We start from the raw sequence: 25,133 nt of genomic DNA, 5'->3' as shown, positions 1-25,133 counted from the left end.
GTGGTGTTTTTTTGGAATACGCCCCCGGCCCCCCCCGACTGTGTCTAACTGTCGACCCCCGATCGGGCGGGCGGGGGGCGCCCGCCGCTTTCGGTCGAGCCGCGCGACGGACGGCTTTGCGTTTTCATGCCGCCGGTTGAAGCGCTGGAGGACTATCTCGAACTGGTCGCGGCGGCGGAGAACGCTGCCAAGGCGATCGGACTGCCTGTGCATATCGAGGGCTACGGCCCGCCGCACGATCCGCGCCTCAACGTCATCCGTGTCGCACCCGATCCCGGCGTCATCGAGGTCAACATCCACCCCGCCGCGAATTGGCAGGATTGCGTGGCGACGACCACGGCGATCTACGAAGAGGCGCGGCAGACGCGGCTTGGCGCCGACAAGTTCATGATCGACGGCCGCCACACCGGCACCGGCGGCGGCAACCATGTCGTCGTCGGCGGCGCAACGCCCAATGACAGTCCGTTCCTGCGCCGCCCCGACCTGTTGAAGAGCCTGGTGCTGCAATGGCAGCGGCATCCGTCGCTGTCCTACCTTTTCTCCGGCCTGTTCATCGGCCCCACCAGCCAGGCGCCGCGCTTCGACGAGGCGCGCCACGATACGCTCTACGAACTCGAAATCGCGATGGCGCAGGTGCCGCATCCGGACAAGGGCGCGGCACCCCTGCCGTGGCTGGTCGACCGGCTGTTCCGCAACCTTCTGACCGACGTGACCGGCAATACGCATAGATCGGAAATCTGCATCGACAAATTGTTTTCGCCGGACGGGCCGACCGGCCGACTCGGGCTGGTCGAATTCCGTGGCTTCGAGATGCCGCCCAACGCGCGCATGAGCCTGGCGCAGCAATTGCTGGTGCGCGCCATCATCGCCCGGGCCTGGAAGAACCCGCTCGACGGCCGCTTCGTGCGCTGGGGCACTTCGCTGCACGACCGTTTCATGCTGCCGCATTATGTCTGGGCTGACTTTCTCGATGTGCTGGACGACCTCAAGCTGAACGGCTTTGCGTTCCGTCCGGAATGGTTCGACGCCCAGCTCGAATTCCGCTTCCCGTTCTGCGGCGAGGTCCAGCATGCCGGCGTCAAGCTGGAGCTCAGGCAGGCGCTCGAGCCGTGGCACGTGATGGGCGAGCAAGGCGCGATCGGCGGCACCGTACGCTTTGTCGATTCCTCCGTCGAAAGGCTGCAGGTGAAGACCGAGGGGCTCAACCCGGAGCGTCACGCCGTCGTCTGCAACGGCCGCGTCGTGCCGATGAAGGTGACCGACAACCGCGAGATCGCGGTGGCCGGCGTGCGCTTCAAGGCCTGGCAGCCGGCGTCGGGCCTGCATCCGGCGCTGCCGGTCAACACTCCACTGGTCTTCGACATCTATGATCGCTGGTCGGGCCGCGCGGTCGGCGGCTGCGTCTACCATGTCGCGCATCCCGGCGGGCGCAGCTATGACACCTTCCCGGTCAATGGCAACGAAGCGGAGGCGCGGCGGCTCGCTCGCTTCGAGCCGCGTGGCCATACGCCGTCCAGCTATGTGCTGCGCAACGAAGAAGCCTCTGAAGATTTCCCGATGACCCTTGACCTTCGGCGGCCGCAAAGACTCTGATCAGCTATGGCGAAGGGGAATCACAAAAGGCTGCGCAGCAAGCCGCAAACCCACAGTCTGCTGGAGCACTATCAGCCGATCGACGGCGTCGTCGACGAGATGGTCGATGCGTCGGGCAATCCGCGGCCGGCCTGGCGGCACTTCATCGAGGCGCTGGAGGACCTGGGGCCGGAAAAGCTTGCCCAGCGCTTCGCCCGCGCCGACCAGTACCTGCGCGACGCCGGCGTCTACTACCGCGTCTATGACAAGGCCGGCGCCAACGAGCGCGAATGGCCGCTGGCGCATGTGCCGCTGCTGATCGAGGAGCAGGAATGGGCTGGTATCAGCGCCGGCCTGGTCCAGCGCGCCGATCTGTTCGAGGAGACCATCGCCGACATTTACGGTCCGAACCGGCTGGTCGAGAAAGGCATTCTGCCGGCCGGATTGATCGCGGCCAGCCCCGAATATTTGCGGCCGGTCGTCGGCACCAGGCCGGCCAGCGGCCATTTCCTGCATTTCTGCGCCTTCGAGCTCGGCCGTGGCCCGGACGGCCGCTGGTGGGTGCTTGGCGACCGCACACAGGCGCCGTCGGGCGCCGGCTTTGCGCTGGAAAACCGCGTCGCCACCACGAGGGCGCTGTCCGACGTCTACGGCGAGATGCATGTGCACCGCCTGGCCGGCTTCTTCCGTCGCTTCCGCGACGCGCTGATCGGCATGGCCAGGCAAGCCGGCGGCCGTGTCGCCATACTGACGCCGGGACCGCTGAACGAAACCTATTACGAACATGCCTATATCGCCCGCTATCTCGGCATCATGCTGCTCGAGGGCGAGGACCTGACCGTCTCCGGCGGCAGGCTGATGGTGCGCACGGTTTCGGGGCTGATGCCGGTGAGCGTCTTGTGGCGGCGGCTCGACGCCGCCTTCGCCGATCCGCTTGAATTGCGGCCGGACTCGCAGATCGGCACGCCGGGGCTGGTCGAGGCGGTTCGGCAAGGGGCGGTTTCGGCCGTCAATGCACTGGGCTCCGGCCTGATGGAGACGCGCGCGCTGCTCGCCTTCCTGCCCAAGATTTCGCGCGCCCTGCGCAACGAGGAACTGCTGCTGCCGACGGTCGCGACATGGTGGTGCGGGCAGGAGACGGAGCGTGAACATGTGCTCGCCAACATCGATAGCATGGTGATCGGCCCGGCGCTGTCGACGCGGCTTGCCTTCGAGGACGACGGCTCGACCAAGCTCGGGTCAGCGCTGTCGGTCGAGGAACGGGCCGAGCTCGTCGCCAGGATCGAACGGGACGGCGGCGACTTCGTCGGCCAGGAAGCGGTGACGCTGTCGACCACGCCTGTCTATGTCGGGGGCTGGCTGGAGCCGCGGCCGGCAAGCCTGCGCGTCTATCTGGCGCGGACGCCGGAAGGCTGGACGGTGATGCCGGGCGGTTTTGCCCGTGTCGGCTTTTCGCTCGACCCGACGGCCATCGCCATGCAGCGCGGCGGCCAGGCGGCGGATGTCTGGGTGGTCAGCGACAGGCCGGTCGAGCGCGAGACACTGCTGCCGCAGGAGCGCGACAGCTTCACCCGAACCCTGCCGGGCAGCCTGCCCAGCCGCGCGGCTGAGAACCTGACATGGCTCGGCCGCTATATCGAGCGGTCGGAAGACACGGTGCGCATCCTGCGCGCCTACCATGTGCGGCTGGCCGAGACATCCGATCCCGAGATGCCGCTGCTCGCCGATATCAGCGACTATCTCGCGCCGTTCGGCATCGACGTCGAGACGGCAATCCCATTGGGGCTCATCGGCACGCTGGACAGCGCCGTTTACAGCGCCGGGCAGATCCGCGACCGCTTCTCGCCCGATGGCTGGCTGGCATTGAAGGATCTGTCGAAGACCATCCATCAATTTGCCGCGACAGTGGCGCCGGGCGACGACGCGACAAGGGCAATGACGGTCATCCTGCGCAAGCTGGCCGGGTTTTCCGGCCTGCTGCACGAGAACATGTACCGCTTTGCCGGCTGGCGTTTCCTGGAAATCGGCCGCAGGCTCGAACGCGGCATCCAGATCGCCCGCACGCTCGCCCGGCTGACCAGAGCCCAGGCGCCGGAAGGTGCGCTCGACATGATGCTGGAGATCGGCGACAGCGTCATGACCCACCGTCGGCAGTATCCGGTGCAGGCGGGGCGGCGCACGGTGGTCGACCTTTTGGCGCTCGATCCGCTCAACCCGCGCTCAATCCTTTTCCAGCTCGAACGGCTGAAAGCCGAAATCGCGCTGCTGCCCGCTGTCGGCGCTGAAGGCCATATGTCGCCGGCGGCCAAGGAAATCCTGCAGCTCAACACGTCGATCGCCATCAAGGAGCCCTCGGACATGACGGCCAAGGCCCTCGGCGATCTCGCCAATGAAATCGGCGGGCTCTACAACAGCCTCGCCAAAGCCTATTTCGGGTAGAGACAGCATGCTCTACGACATCAGGCTTCACCTGCGTTACGACTATGATGCGGCGGCCGGCGGCGGCCGCCATCAGGTGCGCGTGCTGCCGCCGACCATCCCTGGCGTGCAGCGCGTCATTGCCGCTTCACTGTCTTTTGTGCCGGCGCCCAGCGAACGTTCCGACTTTTCCGACTTTTTCGGCAACAGTGTCACCTCGATCGCCTTTCGTGACGCGCATGATGCGCTCGACATCAGGATGAGCGCGCGTGTTTCAGTGTCGCGGCCCGAACCCGGGCTCGACGTATCGCCGGACATACGCCGGCTGAGGGAAGAACTCGGCGCAGTGCACTCGCTGGCGCCGGCTTCGCCGCATCACTTTCTGGCCGCCAGCGATCATGCCGGCATCGACGCGGCAATCACTGCCTATGCGAAAGGCAGTGCCGGCGGTTCGACAGTCGGCACGGCCATGGCTCTGTGCAACCGCATTCACCGCGATTTCACCTATGACGGCGAGGCGACCACCGTGCAGACGCGGGCCAGCGACGCCTTTGGCCTGAAGCGCGGCGTCTGCCAGGATTTTTCCCACATCATGATCGCCGGCCTGCGCGGCCTCGGTATTCCCGCGGGCTATGTCAGCGGGTTCCTGCGCACCATCCCGCCGCGCGGGAAGCCGCGGCTCGAAGGTGCCGACGCCATGCACGCCTGGGTCAAGGTGTGGTGCGGGCGCGATGCCGGCTGGCAGGAATTCGATCCGACCAATGGCATGCGGGCTAGCAACGACCATATCACGGTCGGCTATGGCCGCGATTACTCCGATGTGGCGCCGATCGTCGGCGTGCTGAAAACCACTGGTGGACAGGTCGGCGAGCAGGCGGTCGACGTCATTCCGGTCGTGCTCGAGAAGGCGTGACGACGCACGTCTTCGACGCACGGCGACGTCGATAGGCTGTTCTGGAACCAAGAGATCAAGAGGCGTTGGAACCCGCAGCCGGCAAGCGGCTTATCTACGGAAATTCCGTGGAGAGGACATGCTGGACAAATCCGGGTCGCCGTCTGGCCAATCGGCTGTGAGGAAAGCTGCACCAAAAAACGCGGTGCCGCACAACGGAGCGCTGGAGAACGGCGCGCAAGCCTCGGCCGTTCGGGCCTCGCTCAACTATGTCACCGACACTGAACCCGGTATTCGCCGGCTGCGTTCGGGCAAGGGGTTCTCGTACAAAGGACCCGACGGGCGGATTGTCGACGGGGAGGCGCTGGCACGCATCAAGGCGCTCGCCATTCCACCGGCCTGGACGGATGTGTGGATCTCGCCGGATGCCGACGGTCACATCCAGGCGACCGGTCGGGACCAGCGCGGCCGTAAACAATACCGCTATCACCCGCACTGGGCGGAGGAGCGTGACGGCGTCAAATATTCGAGCCTGATCGCCTTCGCCGAAAGCCTGCCCGAACTGCGGCGGCAGATCGACGTCGATTTGCGCCGTCACGGCCTGCCGCTGGAACGCGTCGTTGCGGCTATCGTCTGGCTGCTCGACAACACGATGATCCGTGTCGGCAATGCCGCCTATGCCCGCGACAACAAGAGTTTTGGGCTGACCACGCTGCGTGACCGCCATGTCGACATCAAGGGCTCGAGCCTGCGTTTTGCCTTCATCGGTAAATCCGGCAAGGAATGGAGATTGAAGCTTGTCGATCGCCGGATTGCCAAGGTCGTGCGTGGAGCGCAGGACCTGCCGGGGCAGAAGTTGTTCCAGTATCTCGACGAGGACGGAAACAGGCGTCCGGTGCGCTCAGACGACGTCAACCGCTATATCAGGGAAAACGCCGGAGCGGAGTTCAGCTCCAAGCACTTCAGAACCTGGGGTGGCACCATCCATGCGGCGTCGCTGTTTGCGCAAACCGAACGTCCGGAAAGCCAGGCGCAGCAAAAGCGGGTGATGAACAATATCATCGACAAGGTTGCCGAGCGGCTCGGCAATACGCGCGCGGTTTGTCGCCAATGCTACATCCATCCGGAAGTGTTCCGCGCCTGGCCCGAAGGACGGCTGCTGGACGAAATGGCGGATGCCAACCAAGGCAAGCGCTCGATCGCCGGGCTCGACGACGAGGAGGCCTTGGTCTTGAGATGGCTGAGGGCAAGAGAGGGCTGACGCCGGACGGAGCGTATTTTTTTGTCGACGCCATGTCGGCATCGGTCCTAGTGTTTCGTCCTTTGACAGAGAAAAGGACGCCCCATGCTCTACGCGATCCTCTGCTATGCCTCTGAAGACGTCGTCTGCTCCTGGAGCAAGGAGCAGGACGACGCCGTCATGGAAAAGCTTCTGGGTGTGCAGGAAAAATATGCCCAGGCGGGCCGGCTTGGCCCGGTGGCGCGGCTCTTGCCGACGACCGCGGCGACGACGCTGAGGAAGGTCAAGGGCGAATCGATCGTCATCGACGGCCCGTTTGCCGAAACCAAGGAACAGTTCCTCGGCTTCTACACGCTCGAATGCGCCGATCTCGATGAGGCCGTCGACTTCGCGCGCGAGCTTTCCGAGGTCAATCCGAGCGGCGGCTCCTATGAAATCCGGCCGGTCTCGCTCTTCAATCCCGCCAAGGTTTCCGCATGACCGAACTCGCCTGGATCAGCACGGCAATCAGCACCGCCCGCCCGCAGGCGATGGGGGCATTGCTGCGCTACTTCCGCGACCTCGACGCGGCGGAGGAAGCATTCCAGGACGCCTGCCTGAGGGCACTGAACAACTGGCCGAAAAACGGTCCTCCGCGCGATCCGGCAGCCTGGCTGATTTTCGTCGGCCGCAACAGCGGCATCGATGCGGTGCGCAAGCGCGCCAAGCAGGCGCCGCTGCCGGAGGAGGACCAGATCTCCGATCTGGAGGATGCCGAGAGCGACGTCGCCGAGCGGCTGGACGGGGCGCATTACCGCGACGATATTTTGCGGCTGCTGTTTATCTGCTGCCATCCCGACCTGCCGGCCACACAGCAGATCGCGGTGGCGTTACGCATCGTCTCCGGCCTGACGGTCAAGCAGATCGCCCGCGCCTTCCTGGTCGGTGAAAGCGCCATGGAGCAGCGTATCACGCGCGCCAAGGCGCGTATCGCCGACGCCGGGGTGCCGTTCGAGACGCCGGGAGCGGTCGAGCGCTCCGAACGGCTCGCCGCCGTCGCCGCCATGGTCTACTTGATCTTCAACGAAGGCTATTCCAGCAACAGCGGCGAGGCTTCGGCGCGAGCGCCGCTTTGCGAAGAGGCGATCCGGCTGGCCCGGCTGCTGCTCAGGCTGTTCCAGACCGAGCCGGAGATCATGGGGCTGACGGCGCTGTTGCTGCTGCAGCATGCACGCTCGCCGGCTCGCTTCGACGAGAACGGCGAGATCGTGCTGCTCGAAGACCAGGACCGCAGCCTGTGGAGCCGCAAGATGATTGATGAAGGCCTGGCGCTGGTCGATAAGGCGTTGCGCCATCGCAAGCCCGGTCCCTACCAGGTACAAGCGGCGATAGCCGCACTGCATGCGCGGGCGGAAAAGCCCGAGGATACGGACTGGAACGAGATCGACCTGCTCTACGGCCTGCTCGAGCAGATGCAGCCGTCGCCGGTGGTGACGCTCAACCGCGCCGTCGCGGTCTCCAAGGTGCGTGGACCGGAAGCCGCACTCGCCATGATCGAGCCGCTGGAGGGAAGGCTTTCCGGCTATTTCCATTTCTTCGGCCTCAAGGGCGGACTGCTGATGCAGCTTGGCCGCGGCGAGGAGGCGCGCGTCGCTTTCGACCGCGCCATCGCGCTTGCCAATACGGCCGCCGAGGCAGCGCATATCCGCATGCATATCGACCGGCTGATGAAAGAAAGCGCCGTGCGGGAAACCGCCAAGACGGCACACTGATTCGCTCTATCTGGCTGGTTCAACAGTCGGACGCCGGCTTGGACCATGCCGGGGTGGCGATTTCTCCCTGAAACGCGTAATGCCACGCCATGACAGCGCCCGGTATGCCGACCGGCAGGGAACCGGTATGGCGAAAAGCTTGGACCGACGCCATATGAGCGACGGGATCTGAAAGGGACGAACGAAATGACGATTGCGAAGGAAACGGCCGGGCTTCTGGCGAAACTGGGCGTTGCCGAGGGCGCGCTTACGGGCGGCGACCTCATCGTGCGCAGCCCGGTAACCGGCGAGCAGATCGCCGCGTTGAAGACCATCTCGCCGGCCGATGCGGCAACGACCATCGACAATGCCCACAAAGCTTTCCTGGCGTGGCGGCAGGTGCCAGCTCCCAAGCGTGGCGAACTGGTGCGGCTGCTCGGCGAGGAATTGCGCACACACAAGGCCGAGCTTGGCCGGTTGGTATCGATCGAAGTCGGCAAGATCCCATCCGAAGGTTTTGGCGAAGTGCAGGAGATGATCGACATCTGCGATTTCGCCGTCGGTCTTTCCCGGCAATTGTACGGCCTGACCATCGCCACCGAGCGTCCCGGCCATCGCATGATGGAGACCTGGCATCCGCTGGGCATCGTCGGCGTCATCTCGGCCTTCAACTTTCCGGTGGCGGTATGGTCGTGGAACGCGGCACTTGCGCTGGTCTGCGGCGACGCGGTGGTGTGGAAACCGTCCGAGAAGACCCCGCTGACGGCGCTCGCCTGTGAGGCGATTTTTGCACGCGCGGTAAAGCGTTTCGGTGCTGACGCGCCGCAGGGACTGGCGCCCGTGCTGATCGGCGACCGTGCCGTCGGCGAGATCCTGGTCGATCATCCCAGGGTGCCGCTGGTCTCGGCCACCGGCTCGACGCGCATGGGCAGGGATGTCGGCCCACGGCTGGCGAAGCGCTTTGCCCGTGCGGTGCTGGAGCTCGGCGGCAACAATGCCGGCATCGTCTGCCCGACGGCCGATCTGGACATGGCGCTCCGCGCTATCGCCTTCGGCGCCATGGGCACGGCCGGCCAGCGCTGCACGACGCTCAGGCGCCTGTTCGTGCATGAGAGCGTCTATGACCAGTTCGTTCCGCGCCTGAAGAAGGCTTATGAGAGCGTCTCGGTCGGCAATCCGCTGGAGACAAGCGCTCTGGTTGGCCCGCTGATCGACAAGGCTGCCTACGAGAATATGCAGAAGGCGCTGGAGGAGGCGGCTTCGCATGGCGGTAAGATAACCGGCGGAATGCGGGTCGAGAACGGTCACCCCGACGCCTACTATGTGCGTCCGGCGCTGGTCGAAATGCCGCGGCAGGTTTCGCCGGTGACGGAGGAAACCTTCGCGCCCATCCTCTATGTGATGAAATATTCGGACTTCGACACCGTGCTAGAAGAACACAATGCGGTGGGAGCGGGGCTGTCATCCTCGATCTTTACCCGCGACCTGCAGGAATCCGAGCGCTTTCTTAGCGTCGACGGATCGGACTGCGGTATCGCCAACGTCAATATAGGCACGTCAGGGGCCGAGATCGGCGGTGCCTTCGGTGGCGAGAAGGAAACCGGCGGCGGCCGCGAGAGCGGCTCCGATGCCTGGAAGGCCTATATGCGGCGCGCCACCAATACGGTGAATTATTCCAAGGCGCTGCCGCTTGCGCAGGGCGTGTCGTTCGACATCGATTGAAATGCCGGACCTCCGTCGCGGCGGCGCCAAGGCTGCCACGACGGCGGTCGGCTCGCGGTTCAGCTGGCTTGCGAAGTTACAACACAGTTATCGAAGGCTGCATCGATGATGGCGAGCTTGACCGCCTGGGCGGTCATGTATTCCTGATAGAACTCGCTCGACACCCACATGACCGAGTGACCGCGCTGGCCCAACCAGCCGACGCTGCCGAGTTCTTCGGCATCGCCCAATTTGCGTGACAGGTGGGTGCGGGAAAGCTTGAGCCAGTTCGCGAAATCTCCGATTGAGACGACACCGGTCGGGATTCGGTCCAGGTCGGCATGATCGGGGTCGACGCCGGACATCAGCCAATCCATGACGATGCCGCCATTGTCGAGCCAGGTGAACAAGGAAAAGGTCTGTCTCGGCTCGCGCACGGCATGCGACGAAAGCAGGCCGTCGGCCACCAGCGGCTGCAGTTTGGCGAGCATGTCCGGTTGTGCGACGAATGCAGCCAGTCGAAATCCGCTGTCCAGGCTGTCCAGGCTGTCCAGGCTGTCCAGCGTTCTGAGATGAGCCATGACCCAGCCGGCAACCGTCTCCAGAGTGCCCGCGGTCGGCTCAAAGGGGCGGATGCGCCCACATTTGATCGGCAGATGCCGGATGAAGCCGTAATGCAGCATCTCCTTCAGGAAGGCGTCGGCGGTGTTGCGGCTGGCCACCGAATGCCGGCAGATGTCGTCCATGAACCGTGCGGACGTAAGTCCCTTGCGATGATCGTCCGGCTCTCGATTGAAATACAAGGCAAGACCGATATGGGCCATCAGCCAACGTTGTTGGGTGGCGAATACGGAGGCCAGCCGCGGGTTCGCTTCATAGGTCTGGAGAAGCGTCCGCGACTGAGCCTGGACATGGCGACGCAGCGCCGGATGGCGGGCAATGTCTTCAGAAACCAGCGCCATCCCCGCCGAGCCCAACCAAATTTGCAACTGGAAATACGATCACAATTTCAGCCTTCGCGGGTCGTGTCCAGAGCCGGCGCATCAGGATACGAGCCGAATCCCGCCGGCTGGTAGCTGAATTCCGCCACTTGATCGCCGAGGCTGATCTCGCGAGGCGCTGATCTCCCTGCAGAAGGCTAGCCCGCTCGAACCCGCCAATGATGGCCTCGCCCCGTCCAGCCCGTGCTCCCGCCGATGGCGACGCGGAACCAACACAAGCTTTGCTCGTTGAAGAACGCTGATTTGGACTGAGACTGTGAGGAACTACAAAATGGAGAATGGCCTTTTCGCCACGCCGCCTGCACCGTTACGGAAAACAGAGTCGGTTTGGCTACGGGCGCTCAAATGGCTGTTGCGCCGGGTGCGCAGCGCCTCCGACAGCTCCGGAACCATGTTGAAGCCAATCCTTTCCGGACCTGAGGATGATAGCGGGCCTACTCCGCCTCGACGCGCTTGAGGCTGATTGCACTGCGATCCTGACGCCAAAATAACCGGTCGCATGTCTTTTCATCACTGCCGCGACGGCGACAGCCATGACCGCTTCGAAGGCCTGCGACGGCGATGTGTTCGCCTGATGCAGCGGCGGGAGCGGCAGTGCCGCGTAACGGCGGGAACCATCGGGCGTGCTTGGCTATTAGATACAGGCGGCTGCTGGTCTGCCGGGCCAGGAGCCATAGCTATGATCATTAATCCCCCACCGGAAAGCGCCATCCCGGCATCCGTTCCGTCGGTCGATCCAAAAGCCGCCCCGACGCCTCGCAATGCCGAAGCGGAGGTCTTTTATATCGAGGCGATCCGCGAGCTTGTCACGACCGGCATCCCCTTTCTCGTCGCCGGCACCTATGCCGTAAGCGCCTATACCGGGATCACCCGCCTGACCAAGGATCTCGATATTTTCTGCAAGGCCGGCGACTGCCCGCGCATCCTCGCCCATTTCAAGCGGATCGGTTACGCCGTCGTGGTCGAGGACGACCGGTGGCTCGGCAAAGTGTTCAAGGGCACGCATTTTTTCGACGTCATTTTCGCCTCGATGAACGGCACAATGCCCGTCGACGACCTGTGGCTGGAGCACGCCCGTCAGGGCGAATTGCTGGGCAGCCAGGTGCGGATCATCGGCCCAACCGAGCTTATCTGGTCCAAAAGCTTCATCCAGGACCGCCGCCGCCACGATGGCGCCGACGTCGCGCACACCATCCTCAAGGCGCACGACCAGATCGATTGGCAAAGGCTGCTTTCCTACATGGAAGTCCATTGGGAAGTCTTGCTGATGCATCTCTTGAACTTCCGATGGATCTATCCGACGGAGCGAGACCGTGTGCCGGCGTGGCTGCTCGACGAATTGCTCGACCGGCTGGCCAAACAGCGCGAACTGCCGCCTTCCCGGATGCGGATCTGCCGCGGGCGCATGCTTTCACGAACCGACTATGAGATCGACGTCAAGGAATGGGGCTTTGCCGACGTCGGCGGTGAAGGAGAATATAGCGATGGCTGACGAACTCAAACCTGCTTCGGCAAAGGCGGAAAACGGCGGCACACTCAAGATCGCCGCCATTGGCGATCTGCATGTCGGCAAGGAGGACCAGGCGTCGTACCGCGATCTTTTCGGCGAGATGTCGCGCGAAGCCCAGGTTCTCGTGCTGACCGGCGACCTTACCAATCTCGGCAAGCCTCGGGAGGCCGAAATCCTTGCCGAGGAACTGCGTGCCTGCACGATCCCGGTCGTCGCCGTACTTGGCAACCACGACTATGAGTCAGGCGCCGTCGAGCAGGTCACCGACATTCTGCGCCAGGCGGGCGTTCATCTGCTCGATGGCGAGGCGACGGAGATTCACGAGGTCGGGTTCGTCGGGGTCAAGGGTTTCGTTGGCGGTTTTGGATCGCGCATGCTCGGCTCCTTCGGCGAACCGGCCATCAAGTCGATGGTGGCGGAAAGCGTGAACGAAGCGATGCGGCTTGAAAACGCGATGCGGCAGGTCCGCGCCAAACGCACGCTTGTCGTTCTGCACTACGCGCCTGTCGTCGAGACGGTCGAAGGCGAGCCGCTGGAGATCTTCCCATTTCTCGGTTCGTCACGCCTGGCCGAAACAATAGACCGGTTCCAGGTCAGTGCGGTGGTGCATGGTCATGCGCATCGCGGCGCCTACGAGGGCCGTACGCCGGGCGGGGCGTCGGTCTATAACGTTGCCATGCATGTCGCCAAGCCGACGGGCCGCCCCTACGCCATGCTCGAAATCTGACAGGCAGCGCCACTGGCGCAAGCAATCGCCCGTGCACGCTGCAGAACGATCATGGCACTTGCCGGGTAACAGCCATCCGCTTCGGTGGAATGTCGTTTTCATCCGGGTTGGGAACGGGATCTTCGTCGGGGAGCCTGTCGGGGTCCGGCTCACGCACGGGCTTGGGATCGGGGATGGGAGGCGGTGGCACCGGGGTCGGTGTTGGCTCGGGTGTGGGAATAGTGGCCATCGTAATCATCTCCTCTTGGCGCAGAACAACGCAACGGGTCGGCTGGTTCCCGGCTTGCCCGTTTTTGGAACTACACCGTCGCGCCTGCGGGTCAGCCCATCTCCGGATTCGGCTGGCTGCCGCCTGACTTGCTTGACCGCAGCAGCAGCGCCAGCGGAACGAGCAGGGCGGTTGCCACCGCGCAGTAGCGGAAGACATCGACATAGGCGAGCAGCGTGGCCTGGCGAGCGATCAACTGACCAAGCCAGGCGATCGCCTGCTGCTTCGCCTCGACCATTGGCGAACCCTGGGCGACGAAATGCTCGGTCGCCTGCCGAAGCGCCTGCTGATAGGCGGGCGACGACTGCACGGTGTGGCCGACCAGATTCGATTGATGGATCTGGGAGCTTTGCGCAATGACGGTGTTGGACAGCGAGACGCCGATGCTGCCGCCGATATTGCGTGCAACGTTGATCAGCGCAGATGCCTGGTTGGTCTTCTGCGGGGGCAGGCCGACATAGGCCGCGGTCGAGATGGGAATGAACAGGAACGGCAGCCCGACCATCAGGAAAACACGGGCAAAGGCAAAGAAGCGGAAGCTGGCGTCCGGAGTAAGCGAGGTCATATGCCAAAGGGCCACTGCGACCACCGACATGCCCATCATGATCAGATATTTGGGCTGCACGATGCTGCCTACAAATCCGGACACCGGCATCAAGATCAACATGGCGATGCCGCCCGGCATCATCGAAAGGCCCGAGAGCGTCGCGGTGTAGGCAAATGTCGTCTGCTGCAGCTGAGGCACGATCTGGGTGGTGCTGAACAGGATAGCACCGACCGCCATCATGACCAGGAACGCCGTGCCGAACTGGCGCGTGAATAATAGGCGCATGTCGACGACCGGATCGCTGCGACTGAGTTCCCATGGGATAAGCAGCAGGAACGCGATCGCGGAAATCACTGCGAAAGTGGTGATGAAATCCGAGGCGAACCAATCGTAGCGCTGGCCCCGGTCGAGAAAAATCTCCAGGCACCCCAATGCCGTCGCTACCAGGACGAACCCGATCCCGTCGATCTTCAGGCCGCCTTTCAGCCGTTCCTTGCGTTCGCGTTCGAGTACGTCCGGTTCGACCAACAGCCATTGCACCAGGGCCAGCGACAGGATGCCGAACGGCACGTTGATGAAGAAGATCCAGTGCCAGGAGAAATGGTCGGTCAGCCAGCCGCCGATCGTCGGCCCGACCGTCGGTGCCACGATGACGGCAATGCCGTAAAGCGCGAAGGCCTGCGAGCGCTTTTCTGGCGGAAAGGTATCGGCAAGGATCGATTGCTCGCTTGGCGCCATGCCGCCGCCGCCGAGTCCCTGAAGGACCCTGAACAGGATGAGCAGTTCCAGGTTGGGCGCCAGTCCGCACAGCAGCGACGCGACGGTAAAGGTCGCAACGCAGAGCATGTAGTAGCGCTTGCGGCCGATGACGCTTGCCAGCCAGCCGCTGACCGGGATGATCACCGAGTTGGCAACGAGATAGGTGGTAATCACCCAGGTGCTTTCGTCCATTCCGGCCGCCAGGCTGCCGGCGATGTTGCGCAGGGCGACATTGGCGATCGAGGTGTCGAGCACCAGCATGAAAGTGGCGATGGAGACGACGACGGCGATAAGCCAGGGATTGTGCGTCCCGGCGGCGGATCGGCTTTCACCCTGATTTCTGGCGGTTTCGCCGCTCATCGCACCTTGACCGTCGGCACCACCGACAGGCCTGGCCCGAGAAGCACATCCGGCGGCTTGTCGAAGACGATCTTGACCGGCACGCGCTGCACCACCTTGACGTAATTGCCGGTGGCATTTTCGGCCGGCAGGAGGCTGAAGGCGGTGCCGCTGCCGGCCTGAATACTGTCGACGCGACCATGGAAGGACTTGTCCGGGTAGGCGTCGATGTCGATGTCGACCGGCTGTCCCTGCCGCATCAGATCGAGCTGCGTCTCCTTGAAATTGGCCTTCACCCAGACCTCGTCGGGAACGAACATCATCAATACCTGGCCAGGTTGGGCGTAGGTGCCGTTAGCCGCAGAAATGCTCGTTGCCCGCCCGGCTGCGGGTGCTGTGATAGTCGTGCGTGACAGCGTCGTGCGGGCTTGCTCCTGGCTGGCCTTGGCCTGCTCGAGCTGCGCCTCGGCACTCCTGGCCTGTGCCTGCAAGACCGAAACCTGGCTTTTTGCCGAGGCGACATTGGCCTCGGCGCTGTCCAGCGCAGCCTGGTCCTGACGCAACGTCGATGCCGCCTGCTGCGCCTGCTGCTGCGTTGCCGTGCCCCTGGCCAGGAGTTCGCGATTGCGTTGATCCTCGGCCTTGGCGAAATCCAGCGCTGCCTTGGCCTGTGCAACCTGCCTCTGGGCAGCGTTTACCTTTGCTTTTTGAGCCTCGATCTGCGCGGCGACATTGACGATTTCGGCCTCGGCCGCGGCGACGCCGGCGTCGGCCTGCTTCAGGTTTGCCTGATAGTCGCTGTCGTCGATACGCAGGAGGACATCGCCCGCCTGTACGTGCTGATTGTCGGTAACCGCCAGCTCGGTAATGCGGCCGGCTATTTGCGCACCGATCGTCACTATGCGCGCATCTATGAAGGCGTCGTCGGTCGATTCGTACTGGCGAGCGTTCAGCCACCAGATCGCGATGCCTGCCACGACGAGCAACAGCGCAAGCGCGATGGCTGCGGCCGCATAGGGATGGCGCCTGAGAAAGCCGAGCAGACCGGCCTTTCGTTGCGAGGCATTCCCGTCGGGTTTTTCCTGCCGGGGCTCTGCCGATCGCTCACGAGATTCTCGAACCGGGGCCGGTTGCTCCCGGGTTTCATTTACAGGCTCGACGTCTTGCTCGACGCGTTGAGGCTTCGTGTCCAACGGAATTGCTTTCAAGATTGATATTGCAGCCGCCGAAGCGGACGCAAAGCCAAACGGCAAGCTTCCGCAAAAGTTCCTGTCCGGAAACGGGTTCGGTTAACGGGTCGACATCGAACACAGGCGGGGGCGCGTCGGAATTCGAGCGCCGCTTCACCGGGCAGGTGATCCGTACGCCTCATGTTGCGGCGGTCCGGCCTTGTCAGCGCTCCATGGCGCGATAATTGCTCATATAGGCGTGGGCGAATTCACCTGTCGACAGGAGCCGACCATGAAACATCAAACACTCGACCAACTGCAGGCCGTCGCGGAAGTTGAGTCCTTCGCGGCGTATCCGGCGATGACTCGAACCCAGCGGATTGAACGTTGGGCGGAACTTCTCGAACAAAACCCGACGCGATGCCTTGGGGCGCTTCCAGGCACCGAATATATGAACAGGGAAGCGCGCGACAGATCGCGTGGCGCTGGGACGCCGCTCACTGTCGCCTTCGAGGATCCGGTTCTGCGTGCCATGGGCCTCAGCGATGATACCTATGGTGAGGCAAAGCGCTTCTTCGAACTGAGCGACCGGCAGTTGCACCAAATCGTCTGCCATTGCCATGTCGGCGCTACGATGCAAGCGAGATGGGCCGCTGCCAGGGTGCGCGGGATAGTTCGCGGCAACAGATTTGTTGCCTGGATGAAGGGCTTGATCGTGCATTGAGGCGGTACGAGGAACGGCGGAACACGCGTTCTTTCCGCGCCGTGGAGAGCGCTTCCGAACTTGGAAGGGCTCGTGCGCCGTCGGGCCGCGCAGATTGTGAAACTCCTCGACGCTTGGCTGCGCCTTGTCGCGGCCATGCGTCCGTCTTTGATGTGAGAATTTGAGCTGGCCCGCCACAGGTGAGAGCCTTCGTCTGACCGGTGGTCGAGCGCCGTCCAGGCCTGCCTGCGCGGCTACTAACGACGAATGATCCTGCGATCGGGGAAGATCCTGCGACCTGGCTAAACTAGCGATCGATTTCTCCGAACACGATGTCGAGCGAGCCGATGATCGCGGCAACATCGGCGATCATATGGCCTCGGGACAGGAAATCCATCGCTTGCAGGTGGGCGAAGGAAGGTGCGCGGATCTTGCATCGGTAGGGAACGTTGCCCCCGTCCGACACGAGGTAGACGCCGAATTCACCCTTCGGCGCCTCGACGGCGGCATAGACTTCACCGCTCGGCACGCGAATGCCTTCGGTATAAAGTTTGAAGTGGTGGATCGTCGCTTCCATCGAGCGCTTCATCGTGGCACGCGGCGGCGGCGTGATCTTGTGGCTCGGAATCGCGACCGGTCCCTGGCCTTCTGGTGAGCGCAACTTTTCCAGACATTGCCGCATGATCCGGACCGACTGGCGCATTTCCTCCATGCGGACGAGATAGCGGTCGTAGCAGTCGCCATGCTTGCCGACTGGGATATCGAAATCCATCTCCGAATAGCATTCGTATGGCTGCGCCTTGCGCAGGTCCCAGGACGCGCCCGATCCGCGCACCATCACGCCGGAAAAGCCCCAGGCCCAGGCATCATCGAGGCCGATCACCCCGACATCGACATTGCGCTGCTTGAAGATGCGGTTCTCGGTCAACAGCTCTTCGAGATTGTCGCAGACCTTGAGGAACGGATCACAGAACTTCCAGATGTCGTCTAGGAGTTCCGGCGGCAGATCCTGATGCACGCCGCCGACCCTGAAATAATTCGCGTGCATGCGGGCGCCGGACGCGCGCTCATAAAAGACCATCAGCTTCTCGCGCTCGGCGAAACCCCAGAGCGGCGGCGTCAGCGCGCCGATGTCCATGGCTTGCGTGGTGACGTTGAGGAGGTGCGATAACAGCCGGCCTATTTCGCAGAAAAGCACGCGGATGAGCTGTCCGCGTTTCGGAACCGATATTTCGAGGAGCTTCTCGGCGGCGAGACAGAATGCATGCTCCTGGTTCATCGGCGCGACGTAGTCGAGCCGGTCGAAATAGGGCAAGGCCTGCAGGTAGTTCTTGTACTCGATGAGCTTTTCGGTGCCGCGATGCAGCAGGCCGATATGGGGATCGGCGCGTTCCACGATCTCGCCGTCGAGTTCGAGCACCAGCCGCAGGACGCCGTGAGCGGAGGGATGTTGTGGCCCGAAATTGATGGTGAAGTTGCGAACTGCAGCCTCGGCCATGACAGTCCTCCGCGATCAAGCGGGCTTTGGTTCCGTGCCGGAGCCGGCTTGTCCGCTTTCAGCCGCTCACGTCGTCGTCTGGATGATCAGCGTCAGCGTGCCGTCGCCGTCGATATTGGCTGCGACGACCTGCGTGGAATTAAGCCCGTTCGCCGCCAGCGCCGATGCCGCCTGCGGCGATGCGTCGATCGAACTTTGCAGGATGCGCAAATCCTCGGCGCTGGTCTGGGTGACGACGGCCTCCGCCTGTGCCTTGATGTCAGGAGGCAGATCCTCCATCGCCACGATTGTCACTGCGGTGAAATTCTGGGCGGAGAAGGCTTGGTCAGGTGTAGCCTGGTCGGGAGTGGTCCCTTCGGGCGTGGCTTGCTCTGGCAGGCTTTGCGGGGCCGTCGGCGGGACAGGGGCAAGCTCTGGTCCCACGGATTGCGCATAGACCGGCGAGGCAAGGGCCAGTGCCGAAAGTGTGGCAATTGTCGTCGATAGGCGCATGGCCGTTCCTTCCGTTTGCTCAGCGGACGATCAATTCGGTGACGACAAAACCATCGTGTCGAAATATGGTTCCGTGAGCGAGGTGATGTCTTGCCGAAAGCCGTGATTGTCGCGGAAAGCAGGGCGCGAAATCCGGCGTTGCCTGTCTCAGGCAGCGGTGTGGCTGCGATCGGGCTGCGGCCAGCGCTGCAACGCCTCACGGCCCTGAGCGGTCAGTTCGTAGATCCCGCGATCGGTGCGCGCGAACCAGCGATACACATTGTGCAGCAGGATCTTAGGCGCGTTCGGCAGGTTGGGCTTCAAGTCACGCGGCCGCTTTGGGCCATCGGCGAGGGCTGCGGCGCATGCCAGCGCCTGCTGGCGATAAGCGGTCATGATCGGCGCACGCGAGCCGCCGCCGGCGACAGGATCGCCCTGCCGACGCCGATGTTCATCGATCAGCTTCGAGCGGCGCCGGGGATCCCGACGCGGAGCCAATGCCGTCGGGCTGAGCAGCACCTGAACTTCGCCGTTCGGTCGCACGCCAAGCAGGCCAAAGCCGAGGCGACGGCAGAGATTGCGGTATCTCACATCGCTCTCACGGCCCTTGCCACGGGCCGACATGCATGCCGCTAGCCAGACCTCGTCGCTCGCCGCCATACGGTCGACGCCCTGGAGGACCAGTTCGAGGTTGAACTTCAGCTTCAGCTCGCAGATGACGACGATCGGTGGAGAGTCGGCACTCAGCGCCAGCAGATCGCAGCCGCCGATCTCGCCCTTGACCATGAAACCCAGGCCTTCCAGGAAGGCCTTGACCGGGCTGTAGAGTGACGTTTCGAGCATGGGCCTTTGTCGGCTGCGAATCATCCCGCCGATCGGCGGTTCAGCGCGATGATCGCTCCTTGCCGTTGAACAGGAGGTAAACGACGGCCAAACAAGTGGTCAGAGCCGTGCCATGGCCGCTTGCCAATTTGGTATGCTGGTATAATGTGTACCTGAGGTAGCATGCTCCGCGTAGCTGCGCTGTGCTGGACATCCGGGCGCCCGAGACATCGTCCATGGCATCGTCATTTGAGCGGCGGCTCCCCTGCGTTCTCTAATCCGCCGACCGGCGGCAATGTGCATACAAGTCAATGGGATGACGATCGGCAGGGCCGTCGTTGGAATTCAGGAGTAACGGACACATGACAACGATTGCGCTGTTTGGTGCGGGCGGCAAAATGGGTTACCGTCTGTCGACCAATTTTCGCGGATCTCCCTATACGATACGCCATGTCGAGGTCAGCGACGCCGGCCGCGAGCGGCTTAAGTCGGGCCTCGGCATCGATGCCGTCAGCGCCGATGAGGCGCTTGATGGCGCCGATGTGGTGATCCTGGCGGTGCCGGACACGCATATCGGCAAGGTCGCGGCGAACATCGAGAGCAAGCTTGCATCAGGCACGATGGTCGTCGTGCTCGACGCCGCGGCACCTTTCGCCGGGCATTTGCCGAAGCGGTCGGACCTGACGTATTTCGTCACTCACCCGTGCCATCCGCCGATCTTCAACGACGAGACCGACATGGCGGCGAAGAAGGACTATTTCGGCGGCGTCAAGGCCAAGCAACACATGGTCAGCGCCTTGATGCAGGGACCGGAGGAGGATTTCGCCAAGGGTGAGGCGATCGCCAAGATCATCTGGGCCCCGGTCATGCGCTCGCATCGCGTCACCGTCGATCAGATGGCGCTGCTCGAGCCCGGCCTTTCGGAAACGGTATGCGCCTCGCTGCTCGTCGTCATGAAGGAGGCCGTTGACGAGGTGGTGGCGCGCGGGGTCGACAAGCAGGCGGCGCTCGACTTCCTGCTTGGTCATATGAACGTGCTTGGCGCCGTCATCTTCGGCGAGACCAAAGGCGTGTTCTCCGACGCCTGCAACAAGGCGATAGAGTTCGGCAAGCCGGTGCTGATGCGCGACGACTGGAGGCGGGTGTTCGAGCCGGAGGAGATTGCCGCGAGCATTCAGCGCATCACTTGAGGGCAGCAACGCGTTCTCCGGAACATGTCACCTGAAATTGTCATTGACTCATTATACCAGTTGGCTTAGCTGTTCGATGGATCGGACCGTCAAGCTTCGCAGCAGGATCAGGCGCTGGATGAGTGGAGGATAGGGGGAGCGATCCGTCGAGGTGAAGCCGGCCAAGGGCTTGTGAATCTGACGCGACCCGCCGCCTACGGCCGGCTAACGAAATCGAATGCATATAGCCTTGGGATAAGGCACGGATTTTCAACGGGAGGAATACATGAAACTGACACGCAGAATGACGCTTGCGGCTTTTGCCGGCATGCTGGCGCTTGGCACCGCCGCACCCGCCTATGCGGCGGATTTGATCGCCATCATCACGCCCTCGCATGACAATCCGTTCTTCAAGGCGGAAGCTGTCGGCGCGGAGGCGAAGGCCAAGGAACTCGGGTACGAGGCGTTGGTGCTCGTCCATGACGACGACGCCAACAAGCAGTCCGAATTGATCGACACGGCGATTGGCCGCGGCGCCAAGGCGATCATCCTCGACAATGCCGGCGCCGACGCCACCGTCGCCGCGGTGCAGAAGGCCAAGGACGCAGGCGTTCCTTCCTTCCTGATCGATCGCGAGATCAATGCCACCGGCGTTGCCGTCGCGCAGATCGTCTCCAACAATTATCAGGGCGCCCAGCTCGGCGCGCAGGAATTCGTCAAGCTGATGGGCGAGAAGGGTAATTTCGTCGAGCTCGTCGGCAAGGAATCCGACACCAATGCCGGCATCCGCTCCAAGGGTTACCACGACGTCATCGACGACTATCCGGACCTGAAGATGGTGGCGCAGCAGTCGGCCAATTGGAGCCAGACCGAGGCCTATTCAAAGATGGAATCGATCCTCCAGGCCAATCCCGATATCAAGGGCGTGATCTCCGGCAACGACACGATGGCGATGGGCGCTCATGCGGCACTTGCCGCTGCCGGCCGCAAGGACGTCATCGTCGTCGGCTTCGACGGGTCGAACGACGTGCGCGACTCGATCACCTCCGGCGGCATCAAGGCGACAGTCCTGCAGCCGGCCTTCGCGCAGGCGCAGATGGCGGTCGAGCAGGCCAACGACTTCATCAAGAACAAGAAGTCCCCGGCTGAGGAAAAGCAGCTGATGGACTGCGTCCTGGTCAATGGCGACAATGCCGCCAAGCTGGAGACGTTCGCGCTCACCAACTGAGCCGGCGTAACATCAAGCAGCAAGGGACGAGCCTCCGGTTCGTCCCTTGCTTCCATTTCGCCCTTGCCTCCATTTCTCTGGGTGCTCCTGACCGCCATGCCGAACGAGCCGACATGTTCAACACGCTGACCCGGCCGATCTTTGTCGCGTTGTTCCTCGCAGCAATAGGCAGCCTGACCGCCTGCAAGATCCTGCCGACGCCGTCGGCGGAAAACGGCGGCACTGGCTCCGCATTCGATCCCGACAAGATGGTCGCGGACATCTGGGCGGCGAAAGTGATACCCTATCTGCAGCAGAAGGCCGGGCCGTTTGCCGAGGTTCACACCTTGGCCAAGACCGATCCCGCCGCTGCCGGCGCCAAATACGGCAACCCGAAGAAGCAGGCGAATTCGCCATGGACCTTCGCCGTTCGGCTCGAGGGCAAGGTCGTGGCATCCAACACACAGTCACGCGCGGCGACGATGGACGTCGATGCCGACGGCGACGGCAAGGCGGACGCGCGGGTGCAGATCGGACCCGCCATGCGCGGAACCGCGCTGCGCGACAGCCTCGACTTCATCCAGTTCAACGATTTCACCAACCAGATCGACTTCGCCCAGTTCGGCAAGGCTTTCAACGCCTATGCCGACAAGACCGTGCTTTCCAAGCTGCCGCGCGAGGCACTCGAGGGCCGCAGCGTCGAGGTACTTGGCGCCTATACGCCGGGCAGTGGCCAGGACCTGCCGCTGGTGACGCCGGCGGAGGCAAAGATCGGGCCGAAGTCATGAGCGGCGATCAAGATGTCATCCTGAAGCTGGAGGACGTCTCGAAAGTCTATTCCGGCACCGTCGCGGTCAAGCGGGCGAATTTCGAAGTGCGCAAAGGCGCGGTCAACGTGCTGGTCGGCGAAAACGGAGCCGGCAAATCGACGCTGATGAAGATCATCGCCGGCGTCGAGCAACCGACGCTCGGGCGCATCCTGCTGGACGGCGAGGAGGTTTCATTCTCGTCTTCCGGTGATGCCGTGAGCCGCGGCATCGGCATGGTTTTCCAGGAGCTGAATCTGTTCGGCAATCTGACTGTCGCCGAAAATATTTTCGCCACCCGCGAGATCACCAACCGCTTCCGCAAGATCGACCGCAAGGAGCAGGAGCGCCGCGCGGCGGAGTTCCTTGAACGCCTGGAAGCCGGCATCCGGCCCGACATGCTGGTCGAGGATCTGCGCATCGGCCAGCAGCAGTTGGTCGAGATCGCCAAGGCGGTTTCGCTCGATGCGCGCATCCTGATCATGGATGAACCGACCTCGGCGCTCAGCGCGGCGGAAGTCGAGATCCTGTTCAAGGTGATTGCCGACCTCAAGGCACGCGGCGTGGCAATCGTCTACATCTCGCACCGGCTCGAGGAGCTGATCCGCATCGGCGACACCATTACGGTGCTGCGCGACGGGCGCATCACCGGCCAGGCGGAGATGAAAGACGTCGACACCCAGTGGATCGTGCGGCAGATGATCGGCTCGGACGCCAAGGACTTCGCCAAGGCCGACGGCCATGTGCCGGGCGAGGAAATATTCCGCGCCGAGGACATCTGCCTGCCGCGCGTCACCGGCGGGCTTGCGGTCGATCACGTCTCGCTATCGCTGCGCGCCGGCGAAATTCTCGGCATCTATGGCCTGATGGGCGCCGGACGCAGCGAGCTGTTCGACTGCATCATGGGCCGCCACGGCCATTCGACGGGCACGATATTCATTGCCGGCAAGAAAGTGCACGAGCGCGACACGACGCGGCGCATCCGGCGCGGCCTGGCGCTGATCCCCGAAGACCGCCAGCGCGAAGGGCTGGTGTCAATCCTCTCCGTCGCCAGCAATCTGACGCTGGCCAGCCTGTCGCGGTTCGTGCGCCTGTTCCACATTCGTGGTGCCGCCGAAAGACAGGCGGTGGCCCGGACGGTGCGCGAACTGGCGATCAAGGTCGCCGATCCGGCGCAGGAAGTCTCGTCGCTGTCAGGCGGCAACCAGCAGAAGGTGGTGATCGGCAAGGCGCTGCTCACCGGGCCGAAGGTGCTGTTGATGGACGAGCCCAGCCGCGGCATCGACGTCGGCGCCAAGGCCGACGTGTTCCGCACCATGCGCAAGCTGTCGCGCGACGGCCTGGGGATTCTGTTTGCCACCTCCGATCTCGACGAAGTGATGGCGTTGTCCGACCGCATCGCGGTGATGAGCAATGGAAAACTGACCGGCATGTTCGACCGCGCCGAGGCGACGGAGGCCGCACTCGTCGCTGCCTCCGCCTTCGGCCACGGACCGGTCCCGCACGGAGAGCAAGACGCATGACTGACATCCCAGCCAAGGCGGCGGTCAACTCCATGTCGGGCGGCTCGGTCCTGCTGACGCTGATGAAGGCGAGGACGTTCATCGCGCTGATCGCCGTGCTGTTATTCTTCTCGATAGCCGCCCCCAATTTCCTATCGGCCGCCAATCTTATCCTGATGTCGAAGCATGTGGCGCTGAACGCATTCCTCGCAATGGGCATGACCTTCGTCATCATCACCGGCGGCATCGACCTGTCGGTCGGCTCGATCGTCGGCCTGTGCGGCATGGTGGCCGGCTATCTCGTGCTCAACGGCATCGACCTGCAGGTCGGCTATACCATCTATTTCAACGTCTTCGAGATCGCGCTGATCACGCTTGCCGTCGGCATATTGATCGGCGCCGTCAACGGCTTGCTGATCACCAGGCTCAACGTTGCGCCGTTCATCGCCACGCTCGGCGTGCTCTATGTCGCGCGCGGCCTGGCGCTGCTGTCGTCCGACGGCCGTACTTTCCCCAATCTCGTCGGCAAGCCGGAGCTCGGCACCACCGGATTCGGCTTTCTCGGCGCCGGCCGGTTGCTCGGCCTGCCGGTCGCGCTCTGGATTTTGCTCGTCGTTGCGCTAGGGGCGGCCTATCTCGCCAAATACACCCCGCTCGGCCGCCACATCTTCGCGGTTGGTGGCAATGAACGGGCGGCGCGGATTTCGGGCGTCCGCGTCAATATGGTGAAGATGTTCGTCTACATGTTCTCCGGCTTCTGCGCGGCGATCGTCGGGCTGATCATCTCGTCGGAGCTGATGGCGTCGCATCCGGCGACCGGAGAGAGCTTCGAGCTCAACGCCATTGCCGCGGCGGTGCTCGGCGGCACCTCGATGTCGGGCGGTCGCGGCACGATCGGCGGCACCATTGTCGGCGCCTTCGTAATCGGCATTCTTTCGGACGGGCTGGTGATGATGGGAGTGAGTTCGTTCTGGCAGATGGTGATCAAGGGCCTCGTCATCATCGTCGCCGTCGTCGTCGACCAGGCACAGCGCCGGCTGCAGAGCCGTGTCACGCTGATGCAGATGGCAAAGGCCGGCTGA

20 protein-coding genes and 1 pseudogene are annotated in these 25,133 nt (G+C 63.3%); 15 read left to right on the top strand and 6 right to left on the bottom strand.

Going from position 1 to position 25,133, the window contains the following annotated elements; translation table 11 throughout:
- Positions 1–69: 69 nt before the first annotated feature.
- The 7 genes and pseudogenes from NKH30_RS05885 to amaB form a co-directional block, all read left to right on the top strand.
- Positions 70–1,593, top strand: a pseudogene (locus NKH30_RS05885) (transglutaminase family protein); the annotation flags it as partial.
- 6 nt (positions 1,594–1,599) lie between these two features.
- Positions 1,600–4,011, top strand: coding sequence for a circularly permuted type 2 ATP-grasp protein (locus NKH30_RS05880; protein ID WP_352994515.1), 2,412 nt, complete (start codon positions 1,600–1,602; stop codon positions 4,009–4,011).
- A 7-nt stretch (positions 4,012–4,018) separates the two neighbouring features.
- Positions 4,019–4,903 carry a transglutaminase family protein gene (locus NKH30_RS05875; RefSeq protein ID WP_352994513.1) on the top strand — a complete coding sequence of 295 codons (885 nt, stop codon included), beginning with the start codon at positions 4,019–4,021 and terminating at the stop codon, positions 4,901–4,903.
- 118 nt (positions 4,904–5,021) lie between these two features.
- Positions 5,022–6,143, top strand: coding sequence for a DNA topoisomerase IB (locus NKH30_RS05870; protein WP_352994511.1), 1,122 nt, complete (start codon positions 5,022–5,024; stop codon positions 6,141–6,143).
- A gap of 84 nt (positions 6,144–6,227) precedes the next feature.
- The gene (locus tag NKH30_RS05865; RefSeq protein WP_254817007.1) at positions 6,228–6,602 is read left to right on the top strand and encodes a YciI family protein; all 375 of its coding nucleotides are present in this window, start codon (positions 6,228–6,230) and stop codon (positions 6,600–6,602) included.
- Entirely contained in the window at positions 6,599–7,873 is a 1,275-nt protein-coding gene (locus tag NKH30_RS05860) for an RNA polymerase sigma factor (protein ID WP_352448164.1), read from the top strand. Before NKH30_RS05865 ends, NKH30_RS05860 begins: the two co-directional genes overlap by 4 nt.
- Before the next feature lie 186 nt (positions 7,874–8,059).
- Positions 8,060–9,574, top strand: coding sequence for an L-piperidine-6-carboxylate dehydrogenase (gene amaB / locus NKH30_RS05855; protein WP_352994509.1), 1,515 nt, complete (start codon positions 8,060–8,062; stop codon positions 9,572–9,574).
- A 59-nt stretch (positions 9,575–9,633) separates the two neighbouring features.
- Here the strand turns inward: amaB and NKH30_RS05850 are convergent, their stop codons facing one another.
- Positions 9,634–10,515 carry a hypothetical protein gene (locus NKH30_RS05850; RefSeq protein WP_352994507.1) on the bottom strand — a complete coding sequence of 294 codons (882 nt, stop codon included), beginning with the start codon at positions 10,513–10,515 and terminating at the stop codon, positions 9,634–9,636.
- A gap of 718 nt (positions 10,516–11,233) precedes the next feature.
- Here NKH30_RS05850 and NKH30_RS05845 point away from each other — a divergent pair.
- Both NKH30_RS05845 and NKH30_RS05840 read left to right on the top strand, forming a co-directional pair.
- On the top strand, positions 11,234–12,046 hold the full coding sequence (locus tag NKH30_RS05845) for a nucleotidyltransferase family protein (RefSeq protein WP_352539322.1): 813 nt from the start codon (positions 11,234–11,236) through the stop codon (positions 12,044–12,046).
- Positions 12,039–12,791, top strand: coding sequence for a metallophosphoesterase family protein (locus NKH30_RS05840; RefSeq protein ID WP_352469581.1), 753 nt, complete (start codon positions 12,039–12,041; stop codon positions 12,789–12,791). Before NKH30_RS05845 ends, NKH30_RS05840 begins: the two co-directional genes overlap by 8 nt.
- Positions 12,792–13,111: 320 nt before the next feature.
- Here the strand turns inward: NKH30_RS05840 and NKH30_RS05835 are convergent, their stop codons facing one another.
- Positions 13,112–14,725: a DHA2 family efflux MFS transporter permease subunit gene (locus tag NKH30_RS05835; RefSeq protein ID WP_352539321.1), complete on the bottom strand. Its 1,614-nt coding sequence runs from the start codon at positions 14,723–14,725 to the stop codon at positions 13,112–13,114.
- Positions 14,722–15,897, bottom strand: coding sequence for an HlyD family secretion protein (locus tag NKH30_RS05830; protein ID WP_352539320.1), 1,176 nt, complete (start codon positions 15,895–15,897; stop codon positions 14,722–14,724). The genes NKH30_RS05835 and NKH30_RS05830 overlap by 4 nt, the downstream gene beginning before the upstream one ends.
- Before the next feature lie 268 nt (positions 15,898–16,165).
- Between NKH30_RS05830 and NKH30_RS05825 the strand changes: the two genes are divergently transcribed.
- Positions 16,166–16,597, top strand: coding sequence for a hypothetical protein (locus NKH30_RS05825; protein ID WP_023675469.1), 432 nt, complete (start codon positions 16,166–16,168; stop codon positions 16,595–16,597).
- A gap of 286 nt (positions 16,598–16,883) precedes the next feature.
- Here the strand turns inward: NKH30_RS05825 and NKH30_RS05820 are convergent, their stop codons facing one another.
- The 3 genes from NKH30_RS05820 to NKH30_RS05810 form a co-directional block, all read right to left on the bottom strand.
- Positions 16,884–18,074 (bottom strand): NADH-quinone oxidoreductase subunit D, encoded by a 1,191-nt coding sequence (locus NKH30_RS05820; RefSeq protein WP_352501918.1) that lies wholly within the window; start codon positions 18,072–18,074, stop codon positions 16,884–16,886.
- A 66-nt stretch (positions 18,075–18,140) separates the two neighbouring features.
- Complete coding sequence (locus NKH30_RS05815) at positions 18,141–18,566, bottom strand: hypothetical protein (protein ID WP_352539319.1); 426 nt, start codon at positions 18,564–18,566, stop codon at positions 18,141–18,143.
- Positions 18,567–18,713: 147 nt separating this feature from the next.
- A complete protein-coding gene (locus tag NKH30_RS05810; protein ID WP_352454118.1) occupies positions 18,714–19,388 on the bottom strand; it encodes a DUF2161 domain-containing phosphodiesterase in 675 nt (224 codons plus the stop codon).
- A gap of 341 nt (positions 19,389–19,729) precedes the next feature.
- Here NKH30_RS05810 and NKH30_RS05805 point away from each other — a divergent pair, with 341 nt between their 5' ends.
- From NKH30_RS05805 to NKH30_RS05785, 5 genes are all read left to right on the top strand, one after another.
- On the top strand, positions 19,730–20,557 hold the full coding sequence (locus NKH30_RS05805; RefSeq protein WP_352539318.1) for a phosphogluconate dehydrogenase C-terminal domain-containing protein: 828 nt from the start codon (positions 19,730–19,732) through the stop codon (positions 20,555–20,557).
- A 265-nt stretch (positions 20,558–20,822) separates the two neighbouring features.
- Positions 20,823–21,764 (top strand): D-ribose ABC transporter substrate-binding protein, encoded by a 942-nt coding sequence (locus NKH30_RS05800; RefSeq protein WP_352469588.1) that lies wholly within the window; start codon positions 20,823–20,825, stop codon positions 21,762–21,764.
- 113 nt (positions 21,765–21,877) lie between these two features.
- On the top strand, positions 21,878–22,531 hold the full coding sequence (locus tag NKH30_RS05795) for a DUF2291 family protein (protein WP_352994503.1): 654 nt from the start codon (positions 21,878–21,880) through the stop codon (positions 22,529–22,531).
- The gene (locus NKH30_RS05790) at positions 22,528–24,072 is read left to right on the top strand and encodes a sugar ABC transporter ATP-binding protein (RefSeq protein WP_352469590.1); all 1,545 of its coding nucleotides are present in this window, start codon (positions 22,528–22,530) and stop codon (positions 24,070–24,072) included. The genes NKH30_RS05795 and NKH30_RS05790 overlap by 4 nt, the downstream gene beginning before the upstream one ends.
- The gene (locus NKH30_RS05785; protein WP_023675478.1) at positions 24,069–25,133 is read left to right on the top strand and encodes an ABC transporter permease; all 1,065 of its coding nucleotides are present in this window, start codon (positions 24,069–24,071) and stop codon (positions 25,131–25,133) included. Before NKH30_RS05790 ends, NKH30_RS05785 begins: the two co-directional genes overlap by 4 nt.

Origin of the sequence: Mesorhizobium sp. M1273 (assembly GCF_040318195.1) — a bacterium.
Taxonomy (GTDB): Bacteria; Pseudomonadota; Alphaproteobacteria; order Rhizobiales; family Rhizobiaceae; genus Mesorhizobium.
The sequence above is the reverse complement of the archived record's forward strand: the minus strand, read 5'-3'. Positions and strand labels throughout refer to the sequence as shown.